The organism is Pseudomonas nitroreducens (assembly GCF_010994165.1).
In the GTDB taxonomy this organism is placed as follows: domain Bacteria; phylum Pseudomonadota; class Gammaproteobacteria; order Pseudomonadales; family Pseudomonadaceae; genus Pseudomonas; species Pseudomonas nitroreducens.
Window position 1 is genome coordinate 811,235 of sequence record NZ_WMBX01000001.1, and the last position, 22,033, is coordinate 833,267.

Here is a 22,033-nt window from a genome sequence, read left to right on the forward strand (position 1 = left end):
ATGGACAACCCCTCTTGGCCCGCATTCGTGCGGGCCTTTTCTTGGTTGGGCTCGGTGGTTTCTGTGGAGCGCTGGTGTTCTCGTCTGGCTGCCGGGAATGTCGGACCTTTCTCCCAGGTTGATCGACCTGGGAGCGAACCATGGACGAGGTGGCATTTGCGCGGCAGCTACGGCGGCGGCAAACCGACGCTGAGCGGAGCTTGTGGGCAGCGTTAAGAGATAGGCGTTTTCTTGGCCTGAAGTTTCGCCGGCAGGTGCCGTGCGGGCGCTATGTGCTGGATTTCTATTGCCATGCGCTGCGGCTGGCGGTGGAACTGGATGGTGGGCAGCATCTGGAGTCTGCGCATGATCGAGAGCGTGACGTCTGGCTGGCAGGGCAGGGGATTCGCGTTTTGCGCTGTTGGAATCACGATGTCTTGGTGGGGACTGTGCTGGAAGCGCTTCGATTGGCGGTCGAATCCGGTGCGGGATGATTACCCTCACCTCCAACCCTCTCCCAGAGGGAGAGGGGGATGTCCTCTGCCGGTTGGAAAATTGGCGTCCGTTCTGCTGTAGCGCAATGTCCCGCTGAATGCCTGCCAACCGGCCACGCCGACCTGCCCCCTCTCCCTCTGGGAGAGGGCCGGGGTGAGGGGCCCTTGATCGTACGCCAGTACCTCTGCCCGCAACACCCGGTCACTCAGCCTGCAGTCCCCATTCCAGAGCCATCTCTCGCATTTTTCCTACGCCCCGAAAACCTGGCACCCAAGTTGCAATCACCTCTGCAAAGCGCCGCGCAGTGTCAAAAAACCGCGGCCGGTCGGAGGGGTAAGTGATGAGTCAGGGTATCGAGTTCAATCGTCTGCTGCTGGAAATGCGCTCCATGCAAATGGAGGCCATGGCCAAGGCGAAGACGACGCAGGCGGCGCCGGTCGAAGCGGGGGCGCCGAGCTTCTCGCAGATGCTCGGCCAGGCCGTGGACAAGGTGAACGGTACCCAGCAGGCCGCCTCCGACATGGCCTCCGCCTTCGAGATGGGGCAGAAAGGGGTCGATCTCACCGACGTGATGATCGCCTCGCAGAAGGCCAGTGTTTCTTTCCAGGCGATGACCCAGGTACGCAACAAGCTCGTGCAGGCGTACCAGGACATCATGCAGATGCCGGTTTGATCGGCGAGGATCGTAGGTAATGTCCCAAGCCTCCGTTGTTGATAGCCAGATTCCGGCCAAGGTCGGCGCCGACGCGCCGAAAAAGCCGCTGCTGGGCCTGGCCTTCCTCGAGAACCTCGCGGACATGCCGGTGTTGCGCCAGGTCGGTCTGCTGGTCGGCCTCGCCGCGAGCATCGCCGTCGGCTTCGGCATGGTCCTGTGGTCGCAGCAGCCGGAATACAAGCCGCTCTACGGCAGCCTCAATGGCGTCGACGCCAACAAGGTGGTCGAAGCGCTGTCCGCCGCCGATATCGGCTACAAGATCGAGCCCAACTCCGGCGCGCTGCTGGTGAAAGCCGATGACCTCGGCCGTGCGCGCATGAAAGTGGCCGGCGCGGGCCTGGCGCCGACCGACAGCAACGTCGGCTTCGAGATCCTCGACAAGGAGCAGGCGCTGGGCACCAGCCAGTTCATGGAGGCGACCAACTACCGTCGCGGCCTGGAAGGCGAGCTGGCGCGCACCGTCGCCAGCCTGAACAACGTCAAGGGTGCCCGCGTGCACCTGGCGATCCCGAAGAGCTCGGTGTTCGTCCGTGACGACCGCAAGCCCAGCGCCTCGGTGCTGGTCGAGCTGTACCCGGGCCGCAGCCTGGAGCCAAGCCAGGTGCTGGCCATCGTCAACCTGGTCGCCACCAGCGTGCCGGAACTGGACAAGTCCCAGGTCACCGTGGTCGACCAGAAGGGCAATCTGCTTTCCGACCAGCAGGAGCTCTCCGAGCTGACCATGGCCGGCAAGCAGTTCGACTTCACCCGCCGTATGGAAAGCAACTTCACCCAGCGCGTGCACAGCATCCTCGCGCCGGTCCTGGGCAATGGCCGCTACAAGGCCGAGGTGTCCGCCGACGTCGACTTCAGCGCGGTGGAATCCACCTCCGAGTCGTTCAACCCGGACCAGCCGGCCCTGCGCAGCGAACAGGTGAACAACGAGGAACGGCAGAACAGCAACGGCCCGCAGGGCGTGCCGGGTGCGCTGTCGAACCAGCCGCCGAACCCGGCCAGCGCGCCCCAGACCACCGGTCAGAACGCCGGCGCGGATTTCGTCGCTCCGGGTCAACCGCTCAAGGACGCCAACGGCCAGACGATCATCGATCCGAAGACCGGCAAGCCGGAACTGGCTCCGTACCCGACCGACAAGCGCCAGCAGAACACACGCAACTACGAGCTGGACCGCTCGGTGAGCTACACCAAGCAGCAGCAGGGTCGCCTGCGCCGGCTTTCCGTCGCGGTGGTGCTGGATGACCGCGTGATCGCCGATCCGAAAACCGGCGAAGTCAGCCACCAGCCCTGGACCGCCGACGAACTGGGGCGCTTCACCCGTCTGGTGCAGGACGCGGTAGGCTACGACGCCAGCCGTGGCGACAGCGTCAGCGTGATCAACGCGCCGTTCGCCCCGGAACTGGGTGATGAAATTGCCTCGCCGCCGTTCTACTCGCAGCCCTGGTTCTGGGATGTGGTCAAGCAGGTGCTGGGCATCGTCTTCATCCTGGTGCTGGTGCTGGGCGTGCTGCGCCCGGTGTTGAACAACCTGTCGGGCAACAAGAGCAAGGCTCTGGTGGCCGGCGGCGCAGGCGAAGGCGGCCTGGGCGAGCTGGGTGGTCTGGAGGGCGAGTTGTCCGAAGACCGCGTGAGCCTCGGCGGCCCGGCCAGCATCCTGCTGCCGAGCCCCTCCGAGGGGTACGATGCACAATTGAATGCGATCAAGAGTCTGGTCGCCCAGGACCCGGGGCGCGTAGCCCAGGTAGTGAAGGACTGGATCAATTCCGATGAGTGAAGCCCGCATGAGCGCCAAACTGAACAAGGTCGACAAGGCTGCCATCCTCCTGCTCTCCCTGGGTGAGACCGATGCCGCGCAGGTGCTGCGCCACATGGGCCCGAAGGAAGTGCAGAAGGTCGGCGTGGCCATGGCGCAGATGCGCAATGTGCACCGCGAGCAGGTCGAGCAGGTGATGGGCGAGTTCGTCGAGATCGTCGGCGACCAGACCAGCCTGGGCGTGGGCGCCGACAGCTACATCCGCAAGATGCTCACCCAGGCCCTGGGCGAGGACAAGGCGAACAATCTCATCGACCGCATCCTGCTGGGCGGCAATACCAGCGGCCTGGACAGCCTGAAGTGGATGGAGCCGCGTGCCGTGGCCGACGTGATCCGCTACGAGCACCCGCAGATCCAGGCCATCGTGGTCGCCTACCTCGACCCGGACCAGGCCGGCGAAGTGCTCAGCCACTTCGACCACAAGGTGCGCCTGGACATCATCCTGCGCGTGTCCTCGCTCAACACCGTGCAGCCGTCCGCGCTCAAGGAACTGAACCTGATCCTGGAGAAACAGTTCGCCGGCAACGCCAACTCCACCCGCACCACCATGGGTGGCGTGAAGCGCGCGGCAGACATCATGAACTACCTCGACAGCTCGGTCGAAGGCGCGCTGATGGACGCCATCCGCGAAGTCGACGAGGACCTGTCGGGCCAGATCGAAGACCTGATGTTCGTCTTCGACAACCTCGCCGACGTCGACGACCGCGGCATCCAGGCGCTGCTGCGCGAGGTCTCCTCGGACGTGCTGGTGCTGGCCCTCAAGGGCTCGGACGAGTCGATCCGCGAGAAGATCTTCCGCAACATGTCCAAGCGTGCCGCCGAGCTGCTGCGCGACGACCTGGAGGCCAAGGGCCCGGTGCGCGTCAGCGAAGTGGAAGGCGCGCAGAAGGAAATCCTCACCATTGCCCGGCGTATGGCCGAGTCCGGCGAGATCGTGCTCGGCGGCAAGGGCGGCGAGGAGATGATCTAAGTTGGTCAAGGACGAGGACAAGCTCAGCGAGCTGATCCGGGCCCGCGATACCGTGGGATTCGATCGTTGGTCGCTGCCCAGTTTCGACCCGGCCCGGCCGGCCCCGGAACCCGAGCCCGAACCCGAGCCGGTGCTCGACGAACAACCGCAGATCGAAGAGGTGCCGGAGGAAGAGGTCAAGCCACTGACGCTGGACGAGCTCGAGGCGATTCGCCAGGAGGCGTACAACGAGGGCTTTTCCACCGGCGAGAAGGACGGTTTCCACGCCGGCCAGCTGAAGGCGCGCCAGGAAGCCGACGCGGCTCTGCAACCGCGCCTGCAGAATCTCGAAACCCTGATGTCGCACCTGCTCGAGCCCATCGCCGAGCAGGACCAGATGCTCGAACAAGGCATGCTCAACCTGGTGACCCACGTGGTGCGCCAGGTGGTGCAGCGCGAACTGGCCACCGATTCCAGCCAGATCCGCCTGGTGCTGCGCGAGGCACTCAAGCTGCTGCCCATGGGCGCCAGCAACATCCGTATCCAGGTCAACCCGCAGGACTTCGAACTGGTGAAGGCGCTGCGCGATCGCCACGAGGAAAGCTGGAAGATCATCGAGGACGACGGCCTGCTGCCCGGCGGTTGTCGTATCGAGACCGAACATTCGCGCATCGACGCCTCTGTCGAGACGCGCCTGGCCCAGGCCGTTAAGCAACTCTTCGAGCAGCAGCGCGACCAGGCGACCCACGCGCTGGAGCCTGACCTGCATGTGGACCTCGACGCTGGCCAGGGCGACCTCGATGCGCCTTGATCGCGTCAGCTTCGCCCGCCGCCTGCAAGGCTATAGCGATGCCGTGAGCCTGCCGACCCAGCCGGTGGTGGAGGGCCGCCTGCTGCGCATGGTCGGCCTGACGCTGGAGGCCGAAGGCCTGCAGGCCGCCGTTGGCAGCCGCTGCCAGGTGATCAACGACGGCGGCTATCACCCCGTGCAGGTGGAGGCCGAAGTCATGGGCTTTGCCGGCAGCAAGATCTACCTGATGCCGGTGGGCAGCCTCGTCGGCATCGCCCCCGGCGCCCGCGTGGTGCCGCTGCCGGATTCCGGCCGTCTGCCCATGGGCATGTCGATGCTCGGCCGCGTGCTCGACGGCGTCGGCCGTGCGCTGGACGGCAAGGGCGGCATGCGCGCCGAGGACTGGGTGCCGATGGATGGCCCGATCATCAACCCGCTGGCGCGCGACCCGATCCATGAACCGATGGACGTCGGCATCCGTTCGATCAACTCGCTGCTTACCGTCGGCCGCGGCCAGCGCCTGGGCCTGTTCGCCGGTACCGGCGTCGGTAAATCCGTGCTGCTGGGCATGATGACCAAGTTCACCAAGGCCGACATCATCGTGGTCGGGCTGATCGGTGAACGGGGCCGCGAGGTGAAGGAGTTCATCGAGCACATCCTCGGCGAGGAAGGCCTCAAGCGTTCCGTGGTCGTCGCCTCGCCGGCGGACGATGCGCCGCTGATGCGCCTGCGCGCCGCGCAGTATTGCACCCGTATCGCCGAGTACTTCCGCGACAAGGGCAAGAACGTCCTGTTGCTGATGGATTCCCTGACCCGTTACGCCCAGGCCCAGCGCGAGATCGCCCTGGCCATCGGCGAGCCGCCGGCGACCAAGGGCTATCCGCCGTCGGTGTTCGCCAAGCTGCCGCGTCTCGTTGAGCGCGCCGGCAATGGTGAAAAGGGCGGCGGTTCGATCACCGCGTTCTACACCGTGCTCAGCGAAGGCGACGACCAGCAGGACCCGATCGCCGACGCCGCGCGGGGTGTGCTCGACGGCCACTTCGTGCTGTCGCGCCGGCTGGCCGAGGAAGGCCATTACCCGGCCATCGACATCGAAGCCTCCATCAGCCGGGTGATGCCGCAGGTCACCTCGCCGGAGCACCTGCGCGATGCCCAGCGCTTCAAGCAACTGTGGTCGCGCTACCAGCAGAGCCGCGACCTGATCAGCGTTGGCGCCTACGTGGCCGGTGGCGATCCGGAAACCGATCTGGCGATCCAGCGCTTCCCGATCATGCGCCAGTTCCTCCGCCAGGGGCTGGACGAAAGCCAGAACCTCGACGACAGCCGCCTGCTGCTGGACGCCGTGGTCAGCGGCAAGGCCGGCTGATGCCAGGTCTCCACGAAACTGTTCGTAGGATGGGGGGAGCTTGCGATACCCATCGTCTTTCAGCTTGCGGCGAATCGCAGCATGGGTATCGCTGCTCTGCACCCATCCCACGGAAAACGCAGCGGGAGAAGCGCTTGTGAACCGCCGCGCCGAACGCCTGGCTCCGGTGGTCGAGATGGCGCTCAAGGCCGAGCGCGAAGCCGCGCGCCAGCTCGGTGTGGTGCAGGGTCAGCTACAGCAGGCGCAGCGCAAACTTGCCGAGCTGGAACGCTACCGCTTCGACTACCAGCAGCAGTGGATCCGCAATGGCCAGCAGGGCGTCAGTGGCCAGTGGCTGATCAACTACCAGCGCTTCCTCTCCCAGCTCGAAGGCGCGGTGGAGCAGCAGAACCGCTCCGTGAGCTGGCACCAGGACACCGCCGACAAGGCGCGGGCCGTCTGGCAGGAGAAGTACGCGCGCCTGGAAGGCCTGCGCAAACTGGTGGAGCGCTACCGCGAGGAAGCGCGCCTGGCCGCCGACAAATACGAGCAGAAGCAACTCGATGAGTTCGCCCAGCGTTTGCGACCTCCTACTCCCTAGCCCGTCGCTTAACGCATTGTTCTGCATGCACGAACACTGAAGTCGCTTAAATGGCGATTGTTGCAACAATTCCCGCTGCGTAACGTCCACCCCCGCCGGGCACGCCGCTGTGTGTGTCGAGGCGGGAGAGGGAATGTTCCGCTTTTCCGCCGTCGGTTCAACGCCATCCAATAACAATAAAAGGACTGCGGCATGAACCTTCGTCCATTGCTGTTCTGCACCTCGCTGTTGGCGCCCCTGTCCGTTGTGCCGCTGGCAGGCAATGCCGCCGACGGCCCCATTGGCTCGCTGGCGCGGAACCTGTTCGGCCCGCAACTGGAGGATGACTACGGCATCCGTGTCGGCGGCTGGGCGCAAGCCGGGCTGATGTATAACGACAACGGCAGCCGCGATGTCGCCGGCCAGGGCTTCTTCAACTCCCGCGAGGGCTTCAACCTCAATCAGTTCGCCCTGGCGGTGGAGCGCCAGCCCGGGAGCAACGTGATCGGCCGGGTCGGCCCCTTCCCTGGAACGATGCCGCAGGAGGCCGACTGGGGCTTCAACGTCACCGCGCTCTATGGCAAGGATGCGCGCTTCTTCAAGACCTACGGCTGGGACGAGGACCTGGGCGTCAACCGCGCCGCCGGCCCCGAGGACGAGAACTTCAACATTGCGCAGGCTTACCTGGACTTCTACTTCCCGGTGCTGGGCGGTTCCGACCTGATGCTGGGGATCTTCCACACGCCGCTGGAGAACGAGATCGGCTTCCCCTTGCCGACGCCCGCTCCGGCGGACTTCTACACCCATACCTATTCGTTCATGCACGGTCCGGCCAAGCATGCCGGCGCGCTCTATTCGTTCAAGCTGCCCAGCGCCAAGGACGAGTCCATGCTCGGCTTCGAGCTGGGGCTGGTGCAAGGCTGGAACAACCTGCAGTCGGAAAACCACGATCCGCACCTGATGGCCAACCTGCGCTGGCGCTCGGCGGATTTCCGCACCTGGGTGGACTGGGAAAACATCTATGGCAACGGCGCGGACGACAGCTTCGCCGAATGCGCCTGCGGCTCGCCGATGCCGACCACGGGCAACGCGCACGACCGGCAGATGCGCTATGAAACCTACCTGACCGTTTCCCATGCGCTGAACGGCGACAACCGCCTGGCCCTGGAAACCGGTTGGGGACGGCAGAAGGATGCGGCGCTGGCCGGATTCGCCGGCAAGCAGGACGGCACCTGGTACGGCAGCAACCTCAACTGGTACCACCGCCTGGGCGAGAAGCTGATGTGGAACAGCCGCGCCGAATGGTTCTACACCGACGCGCCGGTCCACGTGGTGATGGCGTACATCGACCCGGCCACCGGCATTCCCGATCCCAGTTGGGGCAGCTTCTACGGCTTCACCACCAACCTGGTCTATACGCCGGTGGCCAACGTGCGCCTGCGTCCGGAACTGCGCTACGACATCCATGACGGCGATGGCCGCAAGGCCTATGGCGACGGTCGTTCTGAGCGCCAGTTGCTGACCTCGGTCGACGTCACCTTCTACTTCTGACCCCCGTTTGCCCGTCCGCGCCACCGCGCTCCGCAGAGCGGCGGCGGGAGCGTTCGGGCTGGAGAAAGCCATGAACGAGAAAAAGCACAGTGGCCCGGCCGCTACAGGACTCTCTCTGTAGCGTCGCAGTTCACGGCGCCCAGGAACTCCGGGACACGACCACGCTGGGAATGGCATGTTGGCGCCTGGTCTGGGTACCTTGAGTGTGGCTGGCGAGTGCCCCTCGCCGTAATGGGCGAGCGATGCCGACTATGAGGAGCCGTGATGGACCGTCTATTGAGCCTTGAAGCCTTCGTCCGGGTCGCCGAGACCGGCAACTTCTCAAAGGCTTCGCAGCAATTGGGGGTGACGCGCTCGGTCATCACTCACCGGATACAGCAACTGGAAGAGCTGATCCGCGCGCCGCTGTTCCACCGCAGCACCCGTCATGTCCGCCTGTCCGAGGTCGGCGAGACCTATTACAAGGAATGCGCGGAGATGGTGGCCAGCTTCCATGCGCTGACCGAGCAGATGCAGGACATGCGCACCCAGCCCACCGGCAAGCTGCGGATGCAGATGTTGCCTGGTTTCGCCATCGGTCATTTCGGCGCCTTGCTGGCGGACTTCACCCATCGCTACCCGGACATCGAGATTGACGTGGTGGTCAACGACCGCGTGGTCGATCCTATCGAGGAAGGCTTCGACGTGGCCTTCCAGATGTTTCCGCCGCAGGCGGAGACGCTGATCGAGAGACGTCTGTTCCGAGTGCGGCGATTGTTCTGCGCGGCCCCCGGCTACCTGGAGCGCCATGGCATGCCGGAACATCCGCGGGACCTTTTGCAGCACAAGATTGGCCTCTATGAAGGCTATCCCTCGCGCAATCGCTGGCAGTTCCACGGCGAAGACGAACTGATGGAGCTCAGCCTGCATGGCCAGTTGCGTTCGAACTCTGTGCATTTGCTGCGCGACTACGCCCTGGATGCCGGCGGCGTGGTCTGCCTGCCAACCCTGGTTTCCAGCGACGACCTGCTGGCGGGGCGGCTGGTGCCGGTGCTGACCGACTATGCGTTGTCGTCGTTCGACTTTTCCGCGGTCTATCCCGCTACCCAGCGGCAGGCGTTGAAGGTGCGCACACTGGTGGATTTTCTGCTCGACGGCATCGGTGGCGAACCGGTATGGGATCGGCCATTGTTCGAAAAGGGTTGGCTAAAGCTGGCTGATTAGCTGATTTTCAAGACAAGTGTTCGTGTTCCGCGAACACTGTTGTCGGCCGATGTTGGATTGTGGCGACCCCGAATGGGCTCGTAACGTGTGCCTCACCCACTCGCACAACAACAATCAGACAACGGTGATCGGCAATGACTTCAACTGCTTTCAAGACCGTCTTCGGTTCGTTGGACAACTACCAGAAAGGCTCGGTCGAAATCGTCAAGGGCAAGGCCAGCCATTACGTGTTCTCCAACGTATTCGAGGTCGCCGAGCGTTCGGCGCCCTATGAGAAGGTGGTAGTCGGCAAGAATCTCGACTACGTCATCGAAACCCTCCGCGCCGAAGGGCGCTCCCCCTGGTTCACCTGTGCCCACGACGAGTTCGCCATCTCCATGGACGGCGACATCCGCGTCGATTTCCTCAAGCTCGATACACCGCTGGTAGAAGGCGAGGGCACCCTCCTGGCCGGTGAGTCGCCCAAGGGCAAGCCGATGGGTTATGTGCTGCTCAAGCGTGGCCACCAGTGCCTGTTGCCGGTTGGCTGCGCCTATCGCTTCGAAAGCGCCAAGCCCGGTGTGCTGTTGCTGCAGACCATCCTCGGCCCGCTGTCGGTACAGAAGTGGGCGGACATTTGCCTGAAGTAACCCATTCGACCCGCGTTCGAGCATTTTCGAGGATTTCGACCATGGCCATGACTCAAGAAAAAGCCAAATCTGCCAGCTTCGCCGCCGACCTTGTCCAGGCCAGCGACAAGGACCCCATCACCGGTTATCGCCGCTTCACGCTGGGCGCCTTCAGCTTCAGCCGCGACGAGTATTTCGCCAAGATTTCCTGGCCCGCCAAGGGCGAGACCCACTCCCACCTGATGTCGGCCGATGCCTTCCTGCGCGCGCTGATGCGCGATGTGGCCTGGGGGTTCTTCTACGGCTGGGTGAACTTCGACACGGTGATCGGCACGCAGAACCACTACGGCAGCGTCGACCTCTACGCCGGCACCTTCAACGGCGTGCTCAAGGCTTCGGGCGTCAACTACACCGAGCGCTTCCAAACGCCGCTGATCATGGCGACCTTCAAGGCCATCCTGGCCGACTGGACCAACGCCGAGTTCGACCCCTTTGCCGCGCCCCAGGAAACCGGCAGCGCCTTCGGCCGCAAGGCCGGTGACAACATCGAGGCGATCGACCGCTACCGGGTTGGCACCGACCGCATGCCGGGCATCCCCGGTGACTCGCCGCTGCGCGACGACCTGCCGGTGAACCGTCACTTCGCCGATGTGTCGCAGGACGAGCCGATGGTGCATGCCGAGCCGGGCTTCGAAGGGCAACTGCATGCCTTCAACCTGTTCAAGTATCTGTCTCGTTCGGACGTCACCTGGAATCCGTCGGTGACCTCGGTGTGCAAGGGCAGCCTGTTCTGCCCGACCACCGAGGAGTACATCCTGCCGATCTTCCACGGTAACGACCGGGTCGAGTGGTTCCTCCAGCTTTCCGACCAGATCGACTGGGAGATCGCCAACAAGGACACCGGCGAACCCATGGCGCGCGTGGTGATGAAGGCGGGCGATATCGCGGCGATGCCGGCCGACATCCAGCACCAGGGCTATTCGACCAAACGCTCGATGCTGCTGGTGTGGGAGAACGCCACGCCGGACCTGCCGCAGCGCTACGCCCGTGGCGAGCTGGCGCCCTATCCGGTCGAGTTCTGACACCTGACCGGTCCTCCGGTGGTTTGCGCCACCGGGGCCGGTACTTCCGCACCGCTTTCCGTTCTGTCATGGCGCCACAGCGCCGTGAGGAGTACCCCTATGCAAAATCAGCTGTTCATCGATGGCCGTTTCGTTCCGGCGATCAACGGAGGCACCCTGGATGTCCTGTCCCCCCACGATGGCTCACTGATCACCTCGATCGCCGCCGCCGAGGTGGCGGATGTCGACCTCGCCGTAGCCGCCGCGCACCGAGCCTTTCCTGCCTGGGCTGCGCTGGGGGCCGCGGAGCGGGGGCGCCTGCTGCTGAAGCTGGCCGATCGCATCGAGGCCGTCGCCGACGAACTGGCTCAGCTGGAGTCGCTGGATACCGGGCATCCGATCCGCGATTGCCGTGGCCTGGATGTCCCGCGCACTGCCGCCTGTTTCCGCTACTTCGGCGGCATGGCGGACAAGATCGAGGGCTCGGTAATCCCGGTGGAGGCTGGCTTCCTCAACTACGTGCAGCGCAAGCCCATCGGCGTGGTCGGGCAGATCGTGCCGTGGAACTTCCCGCTGATGTTCACCAGCTGGAAAATGGGCCCGGCACTGGCCGCCGGCAATACCGTGGTGATCAAGCCGTCGGAGATCACGCCGCTGTCGACCTTGCGCATTGCCGAACTGATGCACGAGGTCGGTTTCCCTGCCGGGGTGGTCAACGTGGTGCCCGGCTATGGCCACACTGCCGGCCAGCGCCTGGCCGAGCATCCCGATGTGGGCAAGATCGCCTTCACCGGCTCCACCGCCATTGGCCGGCGCATCGTCGAAGCGTCCCAGGGCAACCTCAAGCGCGTACAACTGGAACTGGGCGGCAAGGGCGCCAATATCGTCTTCGCCGATGCTGACCTGGAAGCCGCCATCAACGGGGCGGCCTGGGCCATCTTCCACAACCAGGGGCAGGCCTGCATCGCCGGTTCGCGCCTGGTGCTGCACGAGGACATCGCCGATGCCTTCCTCGAGCGTTTCATTGCGTTGGCGCGCTCCATCCGCCTGGGCAATCCGAGCGACCCGCAGACCGAGATGGGCCCCCTGACCTCGGCGCTGCACCGTGACCGCGTGCTGGCCTACGTCGATATTGCTCGCCAGCAGGGCGGCAGGGTGCTGACCGGCGGCAAGGCACCCAGTGCGCCGAGTCTCGCCAATGGGTACTACGTCGAACCGACCGTGGTCGAGGCCAAGGTGGACGACCGCGTGGCCCAGGAGGAGGTTTTCGGTCCCTTCGTCACCGTGCTGCGCTTCCGTACCGACGAAGAGGCGCTGGCGATTGCCAATGCCACGCCCTACGGCCTGGGCAGCGGCCTGTGGACGCGTGACCTGCAGCGGGCGCACCGCATGGCCGCAGGTATCCGCGCCGGCATGTGCTGGATCAACTGCTACAAGCGTGTCAGCCCCGGCAGCCCCTTCGGTGGCGTTGGCCAGTCGGGCTACGGCCGCGAAATGGGCTTCGAGGCGATCCACGATTACACCGAGGCGCATTCGGTGTGGGTCAACGTCGATGCTCGCATTCCCCCGCATTTCAAACGTTGAGGCGCACCATGGATGCTTTCGTTTACCAGAGCCTGCCGATCCGCGTGATCTTTGGCTGGAACAGGATTGATGCGCTGGCCGAAGAGATCGAGCGGCTGGGCGCAAGACGCGCGCTGATCCTCACCACGCCGGAGCAGCGCGAGCTGGGCGAACGGATCGCCGGGCTGCTGGGTGAGCGTTCGGCGGGCGTCTATCCGCAGGCAGTGATGCATGTACCGGTGGAGGTTGCCCAGGCGGCCTGCGAGGAAGCCAAGCGGCTGGGCGCGGATTGCTGCGTGGCGGTCGGCGGCGGCTCGACCATCGGCCTGGGCAAGGCCATCGCGCTGGAGTTCGGCCTGCCGATTCTGGCGATTCCGACCACTTATGCCGGCTCCGAGATGACGCCGATCTACGGCCTTACCGAGAATCGCTTGAAGAGGACCGGACGCGATGTCCGCGTGCTGCCCAGGACGGTGATCTACGATCCGCAGTTCAGCCTCAGCCTGCCCGCGGACATCTCCGCCTGCTCGGGGATGAACGCCATGGCCCACGCCATCGAGGCGCTCTATGCCGAAGACGCCAACCCCATCGTCAGCCTGATGGCTGAAGACTCGATCCGTGCGCTGGCCGAGGCCTTGCCGACGATCGTCGACGATCCGCAGGATCGCCAGGCCCGTGGCCGTGCGCTGTATGGCGCCTGGTTGGCGGGTATCTGCCTGGGATCGGTAGGCATGGCCATCCATCACAAGCTCTGCCACACGCTGGGCGGCACCTTCAACCTGCCGCATGCGCAAAGCCATGCGGTACTGCTGCCGTACTCGGTGAACTACAACCGCGACGCGGCACGGCCGGCACTGGAACGGGCCGCGCGAGCGCTGGGCGGCAGTCAGGCGGAGGAAGTCGGCGGCCTGCTGTATGCGCTGAACCGGCGGATCGGCGTTCCAACGTCCCTCGCCGAGATCGGCTTCCCACCCGAAGGGCCGGCGGAAACCGCGCGCATCGCTTGCTCCAATCCGTACTACAACCCGCGTCCCTTCGAGGCCGACGCCATCCAAGCGCTGCTCGAGCGCGCCCGCGCCGGCATGCCGCCGGCCTGAGTGCCGGCAAACCAAAACAAGAATCCATGAGGTGCGCCAATGAACAGTCATAGCGACATCGACGAAGCGACGATCACCGGGCAGGTGCTACACAGCCTTGAGGCCACACCCGATCGGCGCCTGCGACACCTGGTGCAGGCGCTGGTGCGGCACATGCACGCGTTCGTCAGCGAGGTCGAGCTGAGCGAGGAGGAGTGGTTCGAAGGTATTCGTTTCCTCACCGAGACGGGACAGAAGTGCGATGGGCGAATCCGTCAGGAGTTCATCCTGCTGTCCGACGTGCTGGGTGTATCGATGCTGGTGGATGCGATCAACCACCGATACTCCCAGGAGGCCACTGCGACCACGGTGTTCGGCCCTTTCTACATCGCCGGCATGCCGGAGCGGGCCTACGGCGAAAACATGGCCCTGACATCCGGTGAACCCATACTGGTGCGGGGGAAGGTGTTCGATACGCTGGGGCGGCCGCTGGTCGGTGCCTGCCTGGATGTCTGGCAGTGCGCCGCCAATGGCATGTATTCGGGGCAGGATATCGGACAGGCCGAGGGCAACCTGCGCGGTCGCTATCACACCGACGAACAGGGGTGTTATGCCATTCGCTCGACGTTGCCGGTGAGCTATCCGATTCCCACCGATGGGCCGGTGGGGCGGCTGCTGAACGCTACCGCTCGCCATCCGTGGCGTCCCGCGCACCTGCACTTCATGATCGATGCGCCGGGCCATCGGCGGCTGGTCACGCACCTGTTCAATGAGGGGGATCCGTATCTGGATTCGGATGCGGTATTCGGTGTCAAGGACGCCCTGCGCGTCGCTTACCGATCCTGCGCCGCGGACGATCCACTGGCGGCCCGGTTTGGCTTCGACACGGCCTTCCGCATGGCGGACTATGACTTCGTCCTGGAGCCGGCATGAGCTATTTCGTCGTGTTCGCTACCGACCGGCCCGGCATGGATGAAAGGCGCGAGCGCCTGCGTCCGGCCCATCGCGAGTATCTGCGTTGCCCGCAGCCGCATGGTGTGCGGGTATGCCTCGGCGGTCCGACGCTGGATAGCGAGGGCCAGCGGATGAACGGCACCTTGCTGGTGGTACAGGCGGCGTCCCGGACCGAGGTGGAGGCGTTCCTTCAGGATGATCCGTACATTCGCAATGATCTGTTTGCCCACCTGGAGGTGCGTCCCTGGCTGTGGGGCCTGGGCCAGCCTGTGCAGGAGGCGGCATCATGAGCGAATTGCAGTTGTGCCGGCTGGGCGATCTGGTGGACGGTGGCGGACGGGGGTTCGAGGTGGAGCTCGATGGCAAGCCCCTGGCCGTGGTAGCGGTACGCAGGGGCGACCGGGTCTGGTTGTACCGTAACCGCTGCCCGCATTTTTCCGTGAAGCTCGATGTCTATCCGGGGACCTTCAGCACCTACCGCGGCGAGGTGCTGATGTGCGCGCACCACAGTGCCATGTTCCGCTTCGACGACGGTGTTTGCGTCGAAGGGCCGTGCAAGGGGCGGCAATTGGAGGCGCTGGCGATGCGCATGGAAGCGGGCGGGGTCTATCTACAGGGCTGATATCGCGTGCTAGCCTCCAGGCAGCCCCCACCAGTGGAATCTCTCCATGCCGTTGCCTGCGCCTGTGCCTGTGGATTTCGACCGTGTCCTGGACCTGTGGCAGCTCACTCCCGAAGGCGAGCCCATTATCACGCCCAGCAGCCACCTGTTGCCGGTGCGCTGGCGCGGCCGGGCAGCGATGGTCAAGCGTGCGCTGGACATCGACGAGCAGGTCGGCGCGCAGGTGATGAACTGGTGGAATGGCGAGGGCGCCGCGCTGGTCTACGCCTTTGACGGTGACACCCTCCTGATGGAGCGTGCCGAGGGCACTCGATCGCTGATGCACATGGTGCTCAACGGCGAGGACGACCAGGCCAGCCGCATCGTTTGTGATGTCGTGCGCCGCCTGCACTGGCCGCAGGAACAACCGCTGCCGCCACTGCTGGGGCTGCGCGAATGGTTCCGTGACCTCGCGCCGGCGGCGGCGCGTTACGGCGGCCTGTTCCCGCGCTGCCTGGAAACCGCCGAAGCGTTGCTCGCCAGCGAGCATGATCGGGGTGTGCTGCACGGCGACGTCCATCACGACAACATCCTGGATTTCGGCGAGCGCGGCTGGCGCGCCATCGATCCCAAGCGTCTGTATGGCGAGCATCTGTTCGACTACGCCAACCTGCTGTGCAACCCGGACCTGCCCACCTCTCGCGAGCGCGCGCGATTTCTCCGCCAGCTGGATGTGATCGTCGAGCACGCCCGTGTCGATCGGCGGCGCCTGCTGGAGTGGGTGCTGGCTTTCGCCGGTCTTTCCGCCGCCTGGTTCCTCGACGACGGCATGGCCGCAGAGAGCGATCTCACCGTCGCGCAACTGGCGGCCGCCGAACTGGACCGCAGCGCATGCTGCGCGTGAATCGCACGTTGTTGCGAGCGCATCCACGCCTGCTGGGGGCCGGGTTGTTCGGCGTTCTGGCGGGGCTGGCCTGCTACTGGCTGTCACCCATGACGCGGGTGCTGGTGGGGTGGAACGGCATGGCCTGGTTGTACGTGCTGCTGATCGGCTGGCTGGCCTGGCGCGCCGATGCCGCTCAGGTGAAGCGCGTGGCGAGCATCGAGGATGAGAATGCCGAAGCAGTGCTGGTGTTGATCATCGTGGCGGCGCTGGCGAGCCTGGGGGCGATCATCGTCGAATTGGCCACCGCATCCCACGCCGGTGACCGCGAGAAGCTGGTGCGTTATGCCTTCACGGCCAGCACCGTGCTCGGTTCCTGGTTCCTCATCGGCACCATGTTCAGCATGCATTACGCGCGGATGTTCTATGCCGCCCACGAGAGCAAGCCGGTGCTGCGCTTTCCCGAAGGCGAACAGCATCCGGACCTGTGGGACTTCCTCTACTTCTCCTTCACCCTCAGCGTGGCGGTGCAGACCTCCGATGTGGAAGTCGCCTCGCGTTCGATGCGCAAGGTGGTGCTGGCGCACTCGGTGATCGGCTTCCTGTTCAATACCGCGATCCTGGGGCTGGCGATCAACATGGGCGCCGGCTTGGTCGGCTAGGTGGGCGGCAGCGTCTCGGCGGCCAGGCGCAGCGCAAGCACGACGAAGGCCAGCGAGAAGCCCCAGCGAATCCCTTTCATCACGGCGGGTCGGCCGATCACGTGGTCGCGCACCCGGGCAGCCAGCAGCCCATAGCCGATGAAGACGACGAAGGTCATCAGTGCGAATGCCAGGCCGAGCACCAGGAACAGGGCCTTGGCGTCCGCGCTGCCGGCCGGCACGAACTGCGGCAGGAAGGCCAGGAAGAACAGCCCGAGCTTGGGGTTGAGCAGGTTGAGCCAGAGCCCGGTGCCCACCAGTTGGGTGGTGCTGCGCGGGCTGCCGGCCGAGTCCAGCGCCAGGGCGCCGTTGCCGCGCAATACCTGCCAGGCGATGAACAGCAGGTAGGCGGTGCCCAGCCATCTGATGACCTGGAAGCTGGCCGCGCTGGCCTGCAGGATCAGCGACAGGCCGAAGGTCGCGAGCAGCAATTGCGGGACCATGCCCAGTGTGCAGCCCAGTGCCGCAAGGGTGGCCGCGCGGGCACCGAGACCGAGGCCGACGGCCAGCGTGTAGAGCACACCGGTGCCGGGCAGCAAAACGACGACGAACGCCGTCAGCAGGAATTCTGCGTTCATTCCCGTGGGTTTCCTGTCTGCAAGAAGTTAGGCCGTGAGGCCGGCGAACTCAGGGGGCTGGTAGTGGTGCCCTGAGCGAGGAGCGCCATTGTCCTGGCGTCGGCCCGAGCTGGCGGGCGAAGGCGCGGGTCATGTGGGACTGGTCGGCGAACCCGGCGAGCAGGCTCGCTTCGGCCAGCGAGCGGCCCTCGCCGATGGCCTTGTGGGCCACTCGCACGCGGTACTGCAGCAGGTACGCGTGGGGCGTGGTGCCCAGTTCGCGGCGGAAGCGGCGCAGGGCTGCAAAGGGTGTCAGCCCGGCCAGGCCGGCGAGCTCGGCCAGTGTGGGAGCGTGGCGTGGGTCATCCTGAATCCGTTCGAGCATGCGCGCCACGCTCCGGGAGGGCAGGGCGGCCGCTGTCGCGGCGATACGCCGGTCGAGCAGATCGCCGAACAGGTCGAGCAGGCCTTCGCTGGCTTCATCGGCGCAAGCGTCCGGCAGGCGCTGCAACAGGCTGGCGATGCGTCGGGCGAGTCGCGGGTCGGCCAGCGTCGGCAGGGGAAACTCCCGGCCTGCCATCTCTCGGCCGGCCAGTCGTGCAATCAGCGTCGGCTCGACGTACAGCATCCACCAGCGGCGGGGCGCACTGCGCAGGGGAATGCCGTCGTGCAGTTCATTGGGGCTCACGGTGATGATGTCGCTCGGCCCGGCCTCGACCTGGCCGCGGCCGCTCCACGAACGATGGCCGCCCTCCAGCATCACGCCGATGCCGTACTCGTCGTGGGCATGACGCGGGAAGCTGCGCTGGGTGAGGATCTCGACGGTGCGCAGGCCGGGCAGGGCAGTGGAAGTGCAGTTCACTCGGTGAAGCATGGGTCAGAGCCTGCGGGCGTGGGGTGGTGACTGGCAGAGTAGCCCCTTGTGCAGCGGTGCTCTTGAATGAAATTGACTCTTTCGCCGCTGCCGACCATCGGTACTCGGTTTGCCCCTCACCCCCACCCTCTCCCGAGGGAGAGGGGGCCGTTCGGTGTAGGCGGGCGGGCCGGTCTCAGCGGGAAGCGATGGCGCAGGAAAAACGGTGGATTCAGCCCAGGCACGGGCTACCCCCTCTCCCTCAGGAGCGGGGCGCGCAGCCAAGGCTGGGGTGAGGGGGCTCCGGGGACTGAGAATGTCCAGGCTCAGAAGAACGGCCGCGACGCCTTGAACATGAATGCCGAGTCGCAATAGGCGTTGTGCCCGGAGTAGGCACTGCAGTCGCCGCCGGTGAGGCTGCTGCCGCTGTAGGAGAAGTTCAGGTCGATGCCTTTCCACGGTCGGCTGAAGTTCAACGCCCAGTCGCCGTACTCGCTGACGCTGCCGCCGCTGCTCAGGCTCACGGGGGAGGCGAGGCTGTAGGCGGAGTACTTGAAGGTCACGTCGAAGCCGAGGTCGGACTGTACGCCCAGGTCGGTGAACAGCGTCGCGGTGCTGCGCCCGGCCTGGGCACTGTAGGCCGCGCCAAGGCGGCTGCCGAACACCGAGAGGCCACCGTAGAGCGCCTGGCTGTCGTAGTCGGGTTGCTCCGGGCGGCTGTAGCGCAGGGTGCCTACTTCGTAGCCCAGCTTGCCATCACCCAGCGGATGCTTGAAGCCGGCGTAGCTGTCGATCTCCAGGGGCTTCTCCTGCTCCAGGTTCGATGTCCAGCTGCCCACATACCACCCACTGTCGTGGGTGATGTCGAGGCCACCCTGGGCGCTGCTGGCCTGGCCCGGCTGGACCAGCCCCTGGGCCATGCTGCGCGTCGGCGAGTTGGCGAACTTGAGTTCGAAGTCACCCAGCTCGCGCTGCATCACCTGGGCGGCTGCATACGGCGCTGCACACAACATGCAGGCCGCGATGAGAATGGACTTGGTCATGCTCCCCCCTTCTTGCGGCTGCGACCCTTACAAGGCTTCTTGCGAGCCTTCACCCCGCGTCGCACGCGTAAAAGGGTAAAGGCATTCGCCATGCCTGTGTCGACCGGCGGTCCATTAATCGACTCGCGCGGCGAGGGCCAGACGGGCCTGGCCCGGCGGTTTCCCATCGCTCGCCGAGGTTGCCGCTGTCATCGCTAACTGCTACATCTTCAAGCTCGTGCGCGACCATCGATCGATAAGGAGAATCCCATGGCCATCACTTCCGTTCCCTCCGCTGACGGGCAGGAGCTCACCATCGTGGTCCAGGGGCGTTTCGATTTCGGCGCACACCAGGAGTTCCGCAACGCCTACGAGCGCGTCGAGACCACTCCCAAGCGCTACGTGGTGGACCTGAAGGGCGCCACCTATCTGGACAGCTCGGCGCTGGGGATGCTCCTGCTGCTGCGCGACCATGCCGGTGGCGAGAGCGCGCAGGTCAGCCTGGTGCACTGCAACCCCGATGTGCGCAAGGTGCTGGCCATTTCCAACTTCGAGCAGCTGTTCAAGATCAGCTGACGCGGCCCGGTCCGCAGTGGCAACGGCCATGTCCGAACTCCTCACGGTACTGATCGCCGACGACAACGCCGCCGACCGTCTGCTGCTGTCGACCATCGTCAGCCGCCAGGGTCATCGCGTGCTCACCGCCGCCAATGGGCTGGAAGCCCTGGCGCTGTTCGCCCAGGAGCGCCCGCAGCTGGTGCTGATGGATGCACTGATGCCGGTGATGGACGGCTTCGAGGCGGCGCGGCGGATTCGCCGGCAGGCCGGCGAAGAGCTGGTGCCGATCATCTTCCTCACCTCGCTGAGCGAGCCCGAGGCGCTGGTGCAGAGCCTGGAGGCGGGCGGCGACGACTTCCTCTCCAAGCCCTACAACCGCATCATCCTCGAAGCCAAGATCCGCGCCATGGGGCGCCTGCATCACCTGCAGCGGATGGTGCTGGAGCAGCGCGACCTGATCGCCCGGCACAACGAACACCTGCTCAACGAGCAGCGGGTGGCCAAGGCGGTGTTCGACAAGGTGGCGCATTCGGGTTGCCTGAATGCGGCGAATATCCGCTATCTGCAATCACCCTTTGCCTTGTTCAACGGCGACCTGCTGCTGGCGGCCTTCAAGCCTTCCGGCGGCATGCACGTGCTGCTCGGTGACTTCACCGGCCATGGCTTGCCGGCGGCCATCGGTGCCATGCCGCTGGCCGAGGTGTTCTACGGCATGACCGCCAAGGGCTACCCGATGGCGGACATCCTTCGGGAGATGAATGCCAAGCTCAAGCGCATCCTCCCGGTAGGGGTGTTCTGCTGCGCCGCGGTGCTCAACCTGAGTTTCCAGCGCGGCCTGGTGGAGGTGTGGAACGGCGGCCTGCCCAATGGCTACCTGCTGCGCCAGCAGCCGCGCGAGATTGTTCCGCTGGTTTCGCGGCACTTGCCGTTGGGGATACTCGAGGCGTCCGCCTTCAGCGACCACTGCGAGGTCTACGCCATGGAGGAGGGCGACCGAGTGTTTCTCTTCTCCGACGGGGTGCTGGAAGCGCGCAATGCCGCCGGCGAAGTGTTCGGGGAGCAGCGCCTGCGCGAGGTCTACGACAGCGAGCCAAGCTCCGCGCGCCTGTTCGATGGTATCCAGGCCGCCCTGGCGCGCTTCCGCGGCGAGGCCCAGGATGACGTCAGCATGCTGGAGGTCGCGCTGGTCCCCGAGGACTCGCTGCAGCGCCCGCCGCTGGCGTTCTCCGACAATGGCCTGAGCAGCCCGCTGGACTGGTCCGCCAGTTTCGAGTTCCGCGCGCCGACCCTGCGCAATTTCAATCCCCTGCCTTTCCTGCTGCAGTTGCTGATGGAAGTGCACGACCTGCGCCCGCGCGGCGGCGCGCTCTACACCGTACTCGCCGAGCTGTACTCCAACGCCCTGGAGCACGGCGTCATGGGCCTGGACTCCACGCTCAAGTGCGATGCCGCCGGCTTCGCCCGCTATTACCAGGAGCGCAGCCAGCGTCTCCACGAACTGCACGACGGCTTCGTGCGCTTCCACCTCGACCTCGCGCCCCACGGCGATGGCGGGCGGTTGCTGATGCGGGTGGAGGACAGCGGCGAGGGTTTCGACGTCGGCGCGGTGCTCGCTTCGCAGCAGGCTGCCGGCAGTCTCTGCGGGCGCGGCCTCACGCTGGTCCGGCAACTGGCCGACCGCTGCCAGTGGTCGAGCGACGGCAAGACCGTGGCCGTGGAGTTCTTCTGGTCGGCTCAGGCATAATCGGGGCCTTCTTGTCCCCCCGCAGGGTGGCGAGCCGTCCTCCAGGGAGTGCCCCATGTCCGAGCCGCATCTCGATGGCGCCGTGCTGAGCAATTTGCTGTCGATCATGGAAGACGAGTACCCGCTCCTGGTGGAGACCTTCCTCAGCGACTCCGAAGAGCGCCTGCGCAGCATCCGCGAGGCATCCGCCGTCAGCGATGCGCCAGCCCTGTGCCACGCTGCGCACAGCTTCAAGGGCAGCTGCGGCAACATGGGCGCTTCCGTACTGAGCAGCCTGTGCAAGCGCCTGGAAGAGGCCGCACGGCAGAATGACCTGGCCAGCGCCCAGAGTCTAATCGGCAAGGTCGAGCACGAATTCTCCATCGTCCGTACCCTGCTGGTGCCCGGTCGCCCCTGAGTTTTCCGAGTTGGCCCGCGCCTTGCTATCTCCGTGTTGGA

Annotated in this window: 24 protein-coding genes; 21 read left to right on the top strand and 3 right to left on the bottom strand. The window is 65.4% G+C overall.

What is annotated here, in order from left to right; translation table 11 throughout:
- The first annotated feature begins 140 nt into the window (after positions 1-140).
- The 18 genes from GJV37_RS03840 (at position 141) to GJV37_RS03925 (ending at position 16,822) form a co-directional block, all read left to right on the top strand.
- Positions 141-473 (top strand): endonuclease domain-containing protein, encoded by a 333-nt coding sequence (locus tag GJV37_RS03840; protein WP_193452151.1) that lies wholly within the window; start codon positions 141-143, stop codon positions 471-473.
- 341 nt (positions 474-814) lie between these two features.
- The gene (gene fliE / locus GJV37_RS03845) at positions 815-1,147 is read left to right on the top strand and encodes a flagellar hook-basal body complex protein FliE (RefSeq protein WP_024764936.1); all 333 of its coding nucleotides are present in this window, start codon (positions 815-817) and stop codon (positions 1,145-1,147) included.
- Between the two features lie 19 nt (positions 1,148-1,166).
- Positions 1,167-2,957, top strand: a complete 1,791-nt coding sequence (gene fliF / locus GJV37_RS03850) for a flagellar basal-body MS-ring/collar protein FliF (RefSeq protein ID WP_193452152.1) — start codon at positions 1,167-1,169, stop codon at positions 2,955-2,957.
- Positions 2,950-3,966: a flagellar motor switch protein FliG gene (gene fliG, locus GJV37_RS03855; RefSeq protein WP_193452153.1), complete on the top strand. Its 1,017-nt coding sequence runs from the start codon at positions 2,950-2,952 to the stop codon at positions 3,964-3,966. Before fliF ends, fliG begins: the two co-directional genes overlap by 8 nt.
- Before the next feature lies 1 nt (position 3,967).
- Complete coding sequence (fliH, locus tag GJV37_RS03860) at positions 3,968-4,756, top strand: flagellar assembly protein FliH (protein WP_024764938.1); 789 nt, start codon at positions 3,968-3,970, stop codon at positions 4,754-4,756.
- Positions 4,746-6,101 (top strand): flagellar protein export ATPase FliI, encoded by a 1,356-nt coding sequence (gene fliI / locus GJV37_RS03865; RefSeq protein WP_024764939.1) that lies wholly within the window; start codon positions 4,746-4,748, stop codon positions 6,099-6,101. The genes fliH and fliI overlap by 11 nt, the downstream gene beginning before the upstream one ends.
- Positions 6,102-6,237: 136 nt before the next feature.
- The gene (gene fliJ / locus GJV37_RS03870) at positions 6,238-6,681 is read left to right on the top strand and encodes a flagellar export protein FliJ (protein ID WP_084357449.1); all 444 of its coding nucleotides are present in this window, start codon (positions 6,238-6,240) and stop codon (positions 6,679-6,681) included.
- A 192-nt stretch (positions 6,682-6,873) separates the two neighbouring features.
- Positions 6,874-8,211: an outer membrane beta-barrel protein gene (locus GJV37_RS03875; protein ID WP_193452154.1), complete on the top strand. Its 1,338-nt coding sequence runs from the start codon at positions 6,874-6,876 to the stop codon at positions 8,209-8,211.
- Positions 8,212-8,475: 264 nt separating this feature from the next.
- Positions 8,476-9,414, top strand: coding sequence for a LysR family transcriptional regulator (locus GJV37_RS03880; RefSeq protein ID WP_084357447.1), 939 nt, complete (start codon positions 8,476-8,478; stop codon positions 9,412-9,414).
- A gap of 134 nt (positions 9,415-9,548) precedes the next feature.
- Positions 9,549-10,043, top strand: a complete 495-nt coding sequence (locus GJV37_RS03885) for a cupin domain-containing protein (protein WP_193452155.1) — start codon at positions 9,549-9,551, stop codon at positions 10,041-10,043.
- 41 nt (positions 10,044-10,084) lie between these two features.
- Complete coding sequence (locus tag GJV37_RS03890; protein ID WP_193452156.1) at positions 10,085-11,104, top strand: hydroxyquinol 1,2-dioxygenase; 1,020 nt, start codon at positions 10,085-10,087, stop codon at positions 11,102-11,104.
- Positions 11,105-11,203: 99 nt separating this feature from the next.
- Positions 11,204-12,667: an aldehyde dehydrogenase family protein gene (locus GJV37_RS03895; RefSeq protein ID WP_024764945.1), complete on the top strand. Its 1,464-nt coding sequence runs from the start codon at positions 11,204-11,206 to the stop codon at positions 12,665-12,667.
- Between the two features lie 8 nt (positions 12,668-12,675).
- Positions 12,676-13,743 carry a maleylacetate reductase gene (locus tag GJV37_RS03900; protein ID WP_024764946.1) on the top strand — a complete coding sequence of 356 codons (1,068 nt, stop codon included), beginning with the start codon at positions 12,676-12,678 and terminating at the stop codon, positions 13,741-13,743.
- Between the two features lie 39 nt (positions 13,744-13,782).
- Entirely contained in the window at positions 13,783-14,655 is an 873-nt protein-coding gene (locus GJV37_RS03905; protein ID WP_024764947.1) for a dioxygenase family protein, read from the top strand.
- On the top strand, positions 14,652-14,966 hold the full coding sequence (locus GJV37_RS03910; protein WP_024764948.1) for a YciI family protein: 315 nt from the start codon (positions 14,652-14,654) through the stop codon (positions 14,964-14,966). Before GJV37_RS03905 ends, GJV37_RS03910 begins: the two co-directional genes overlap by 4 nt.
- On the top strand, positions 14,963-15,298 hold the full coding sequence (locus GJV37_RS03915; RefSeq protein WP_024764949.1) for a Rieske (2Fe-2S) protein: 336 nt from the start codon (positions 14,963-14,965) through the stop codon (positions 15,296-15,298). Before GJV37_RS03910 ends, GJV37_RS03915 begins: the two co-directional genes overlap by 4 nt.
- A 46-nt stretch (positions 15,299-15,344) precedes the next feature.
- The gene (locus GJV37_RS03920; protein ID WP_193452157.1) at positions 15,345-16,181 is read left to right on the top strand and encodes an aminoglycoside phosphotransferase family protein; all 837 of its coding nucleotides are present in this window, start codon (positions 15,345-15,347) and stop codon (positions 16,179-16,181) included.
- The gene (locus GJV37_RS03925; protein ID WP_196912671.1) at positions 16,169-16,822 is read left to right on the top strand and encodes a DUF1345 domain-containing protein; all 654 of its coding nucleotides are present in this window, start codon (positions 16,169-16,171) and stop codon (positions 16,820-16,822) included. Before GJV37_RS03920 ends, GJV37_RS03925 begins: the two co-directional genes overlap by 13 nt.
- On the opposite strand, the gene GJV37_RS03930 is transcribed toward GJV37_RS03925, so the two are convergent.
- From GJV37_RS03930 to GJV37_RS03940, 3 genes are all read right to left on the bottom strand, one after another.
- Positions 16,819-17,439 (bottom strand): LysE family translocator, encoded by a 621-nt coding sequence (locus tag GJV37_RS03930; RefSeq protein WP_193452158.1) that lies wholly within the window; start codon positions 17,437-17,439, stop codon positions 16,819-16,821. The two genes, GJV37_RS03925 and GJV37_RS03930, sit on opposite strands and share 4 nt — an antisense overlap.
- Before the next feature lie 49 nt (positions 17,440-17,488).
- Positions 17,489-18,292, bottom strand: coding sequence for an AraC family transcriptional regulator (locus tag GJV37_RS03935; RefSeq protein WP_170858311.1), 804 nt, complete (start codon positions 18,290-18,292; stop codon positions 17,489-17,491).
- A 305-nt stretch (positions 18,293-18,597) separates the two neighbouring features.
- Entirely contained in the window at positions 18,598-19,314 is a 717-nt protein-coding gene (locus tag GJV37_RS03940) for a TorF family putative porin (RefSeq protein ID WP_170858312.1), read from the bottom strand.
- A gap of 249 nt (positions 19,315-19,563) precedes the next feature.
- Here GJV37_RS03940 and GJV37_RS03945 point away from each other — a divergent pair, with 249 nt between their 5' ends.
- Genes GJV37_RS03945 through GJV37_RS03955 form a run of 3 tightly spaced genes read left to right on the top strand, consistent with a single transcriptional unit; the run spans position 19,564 to position 21,992 of the window.
- A complete protein-coding gene (locus GJV37_RS03945) occupies positions 19,564-19,869 on the top strand; it encodes an STAS domain-containing protein (RefSeq protein ID WP_024764954.1) in 306 nt (101 codons plus the stop codon).
- Between the two features lie 28 nt (positions 19,870-19,897).
- Positions 19,898-21,595 (top strand): SpoIIE family protein phosphatase, encoded by a 1,698-nt coding sequence (locus GJV37_RS03950; protein ID WP_065086100.1) that lies wholly within the window; start codon positions 19,898-19,900, stop codon positions 21,593-21,595.
- Positions 21,596-21,650: 55 nt separating this feature from the next.
- Complete coding sequence (locus GJV37_RS03955; RefSeq protein WP_170858313.1) at positions 21,651-21,992, top strand: Hpt domain-containing protein; 342 nt, start codon at positions 21,651-21,653, stop codon at positions 21,990-21,992.
- Positions 21,993-22,033: the final 41 nt, after the last annotated feature.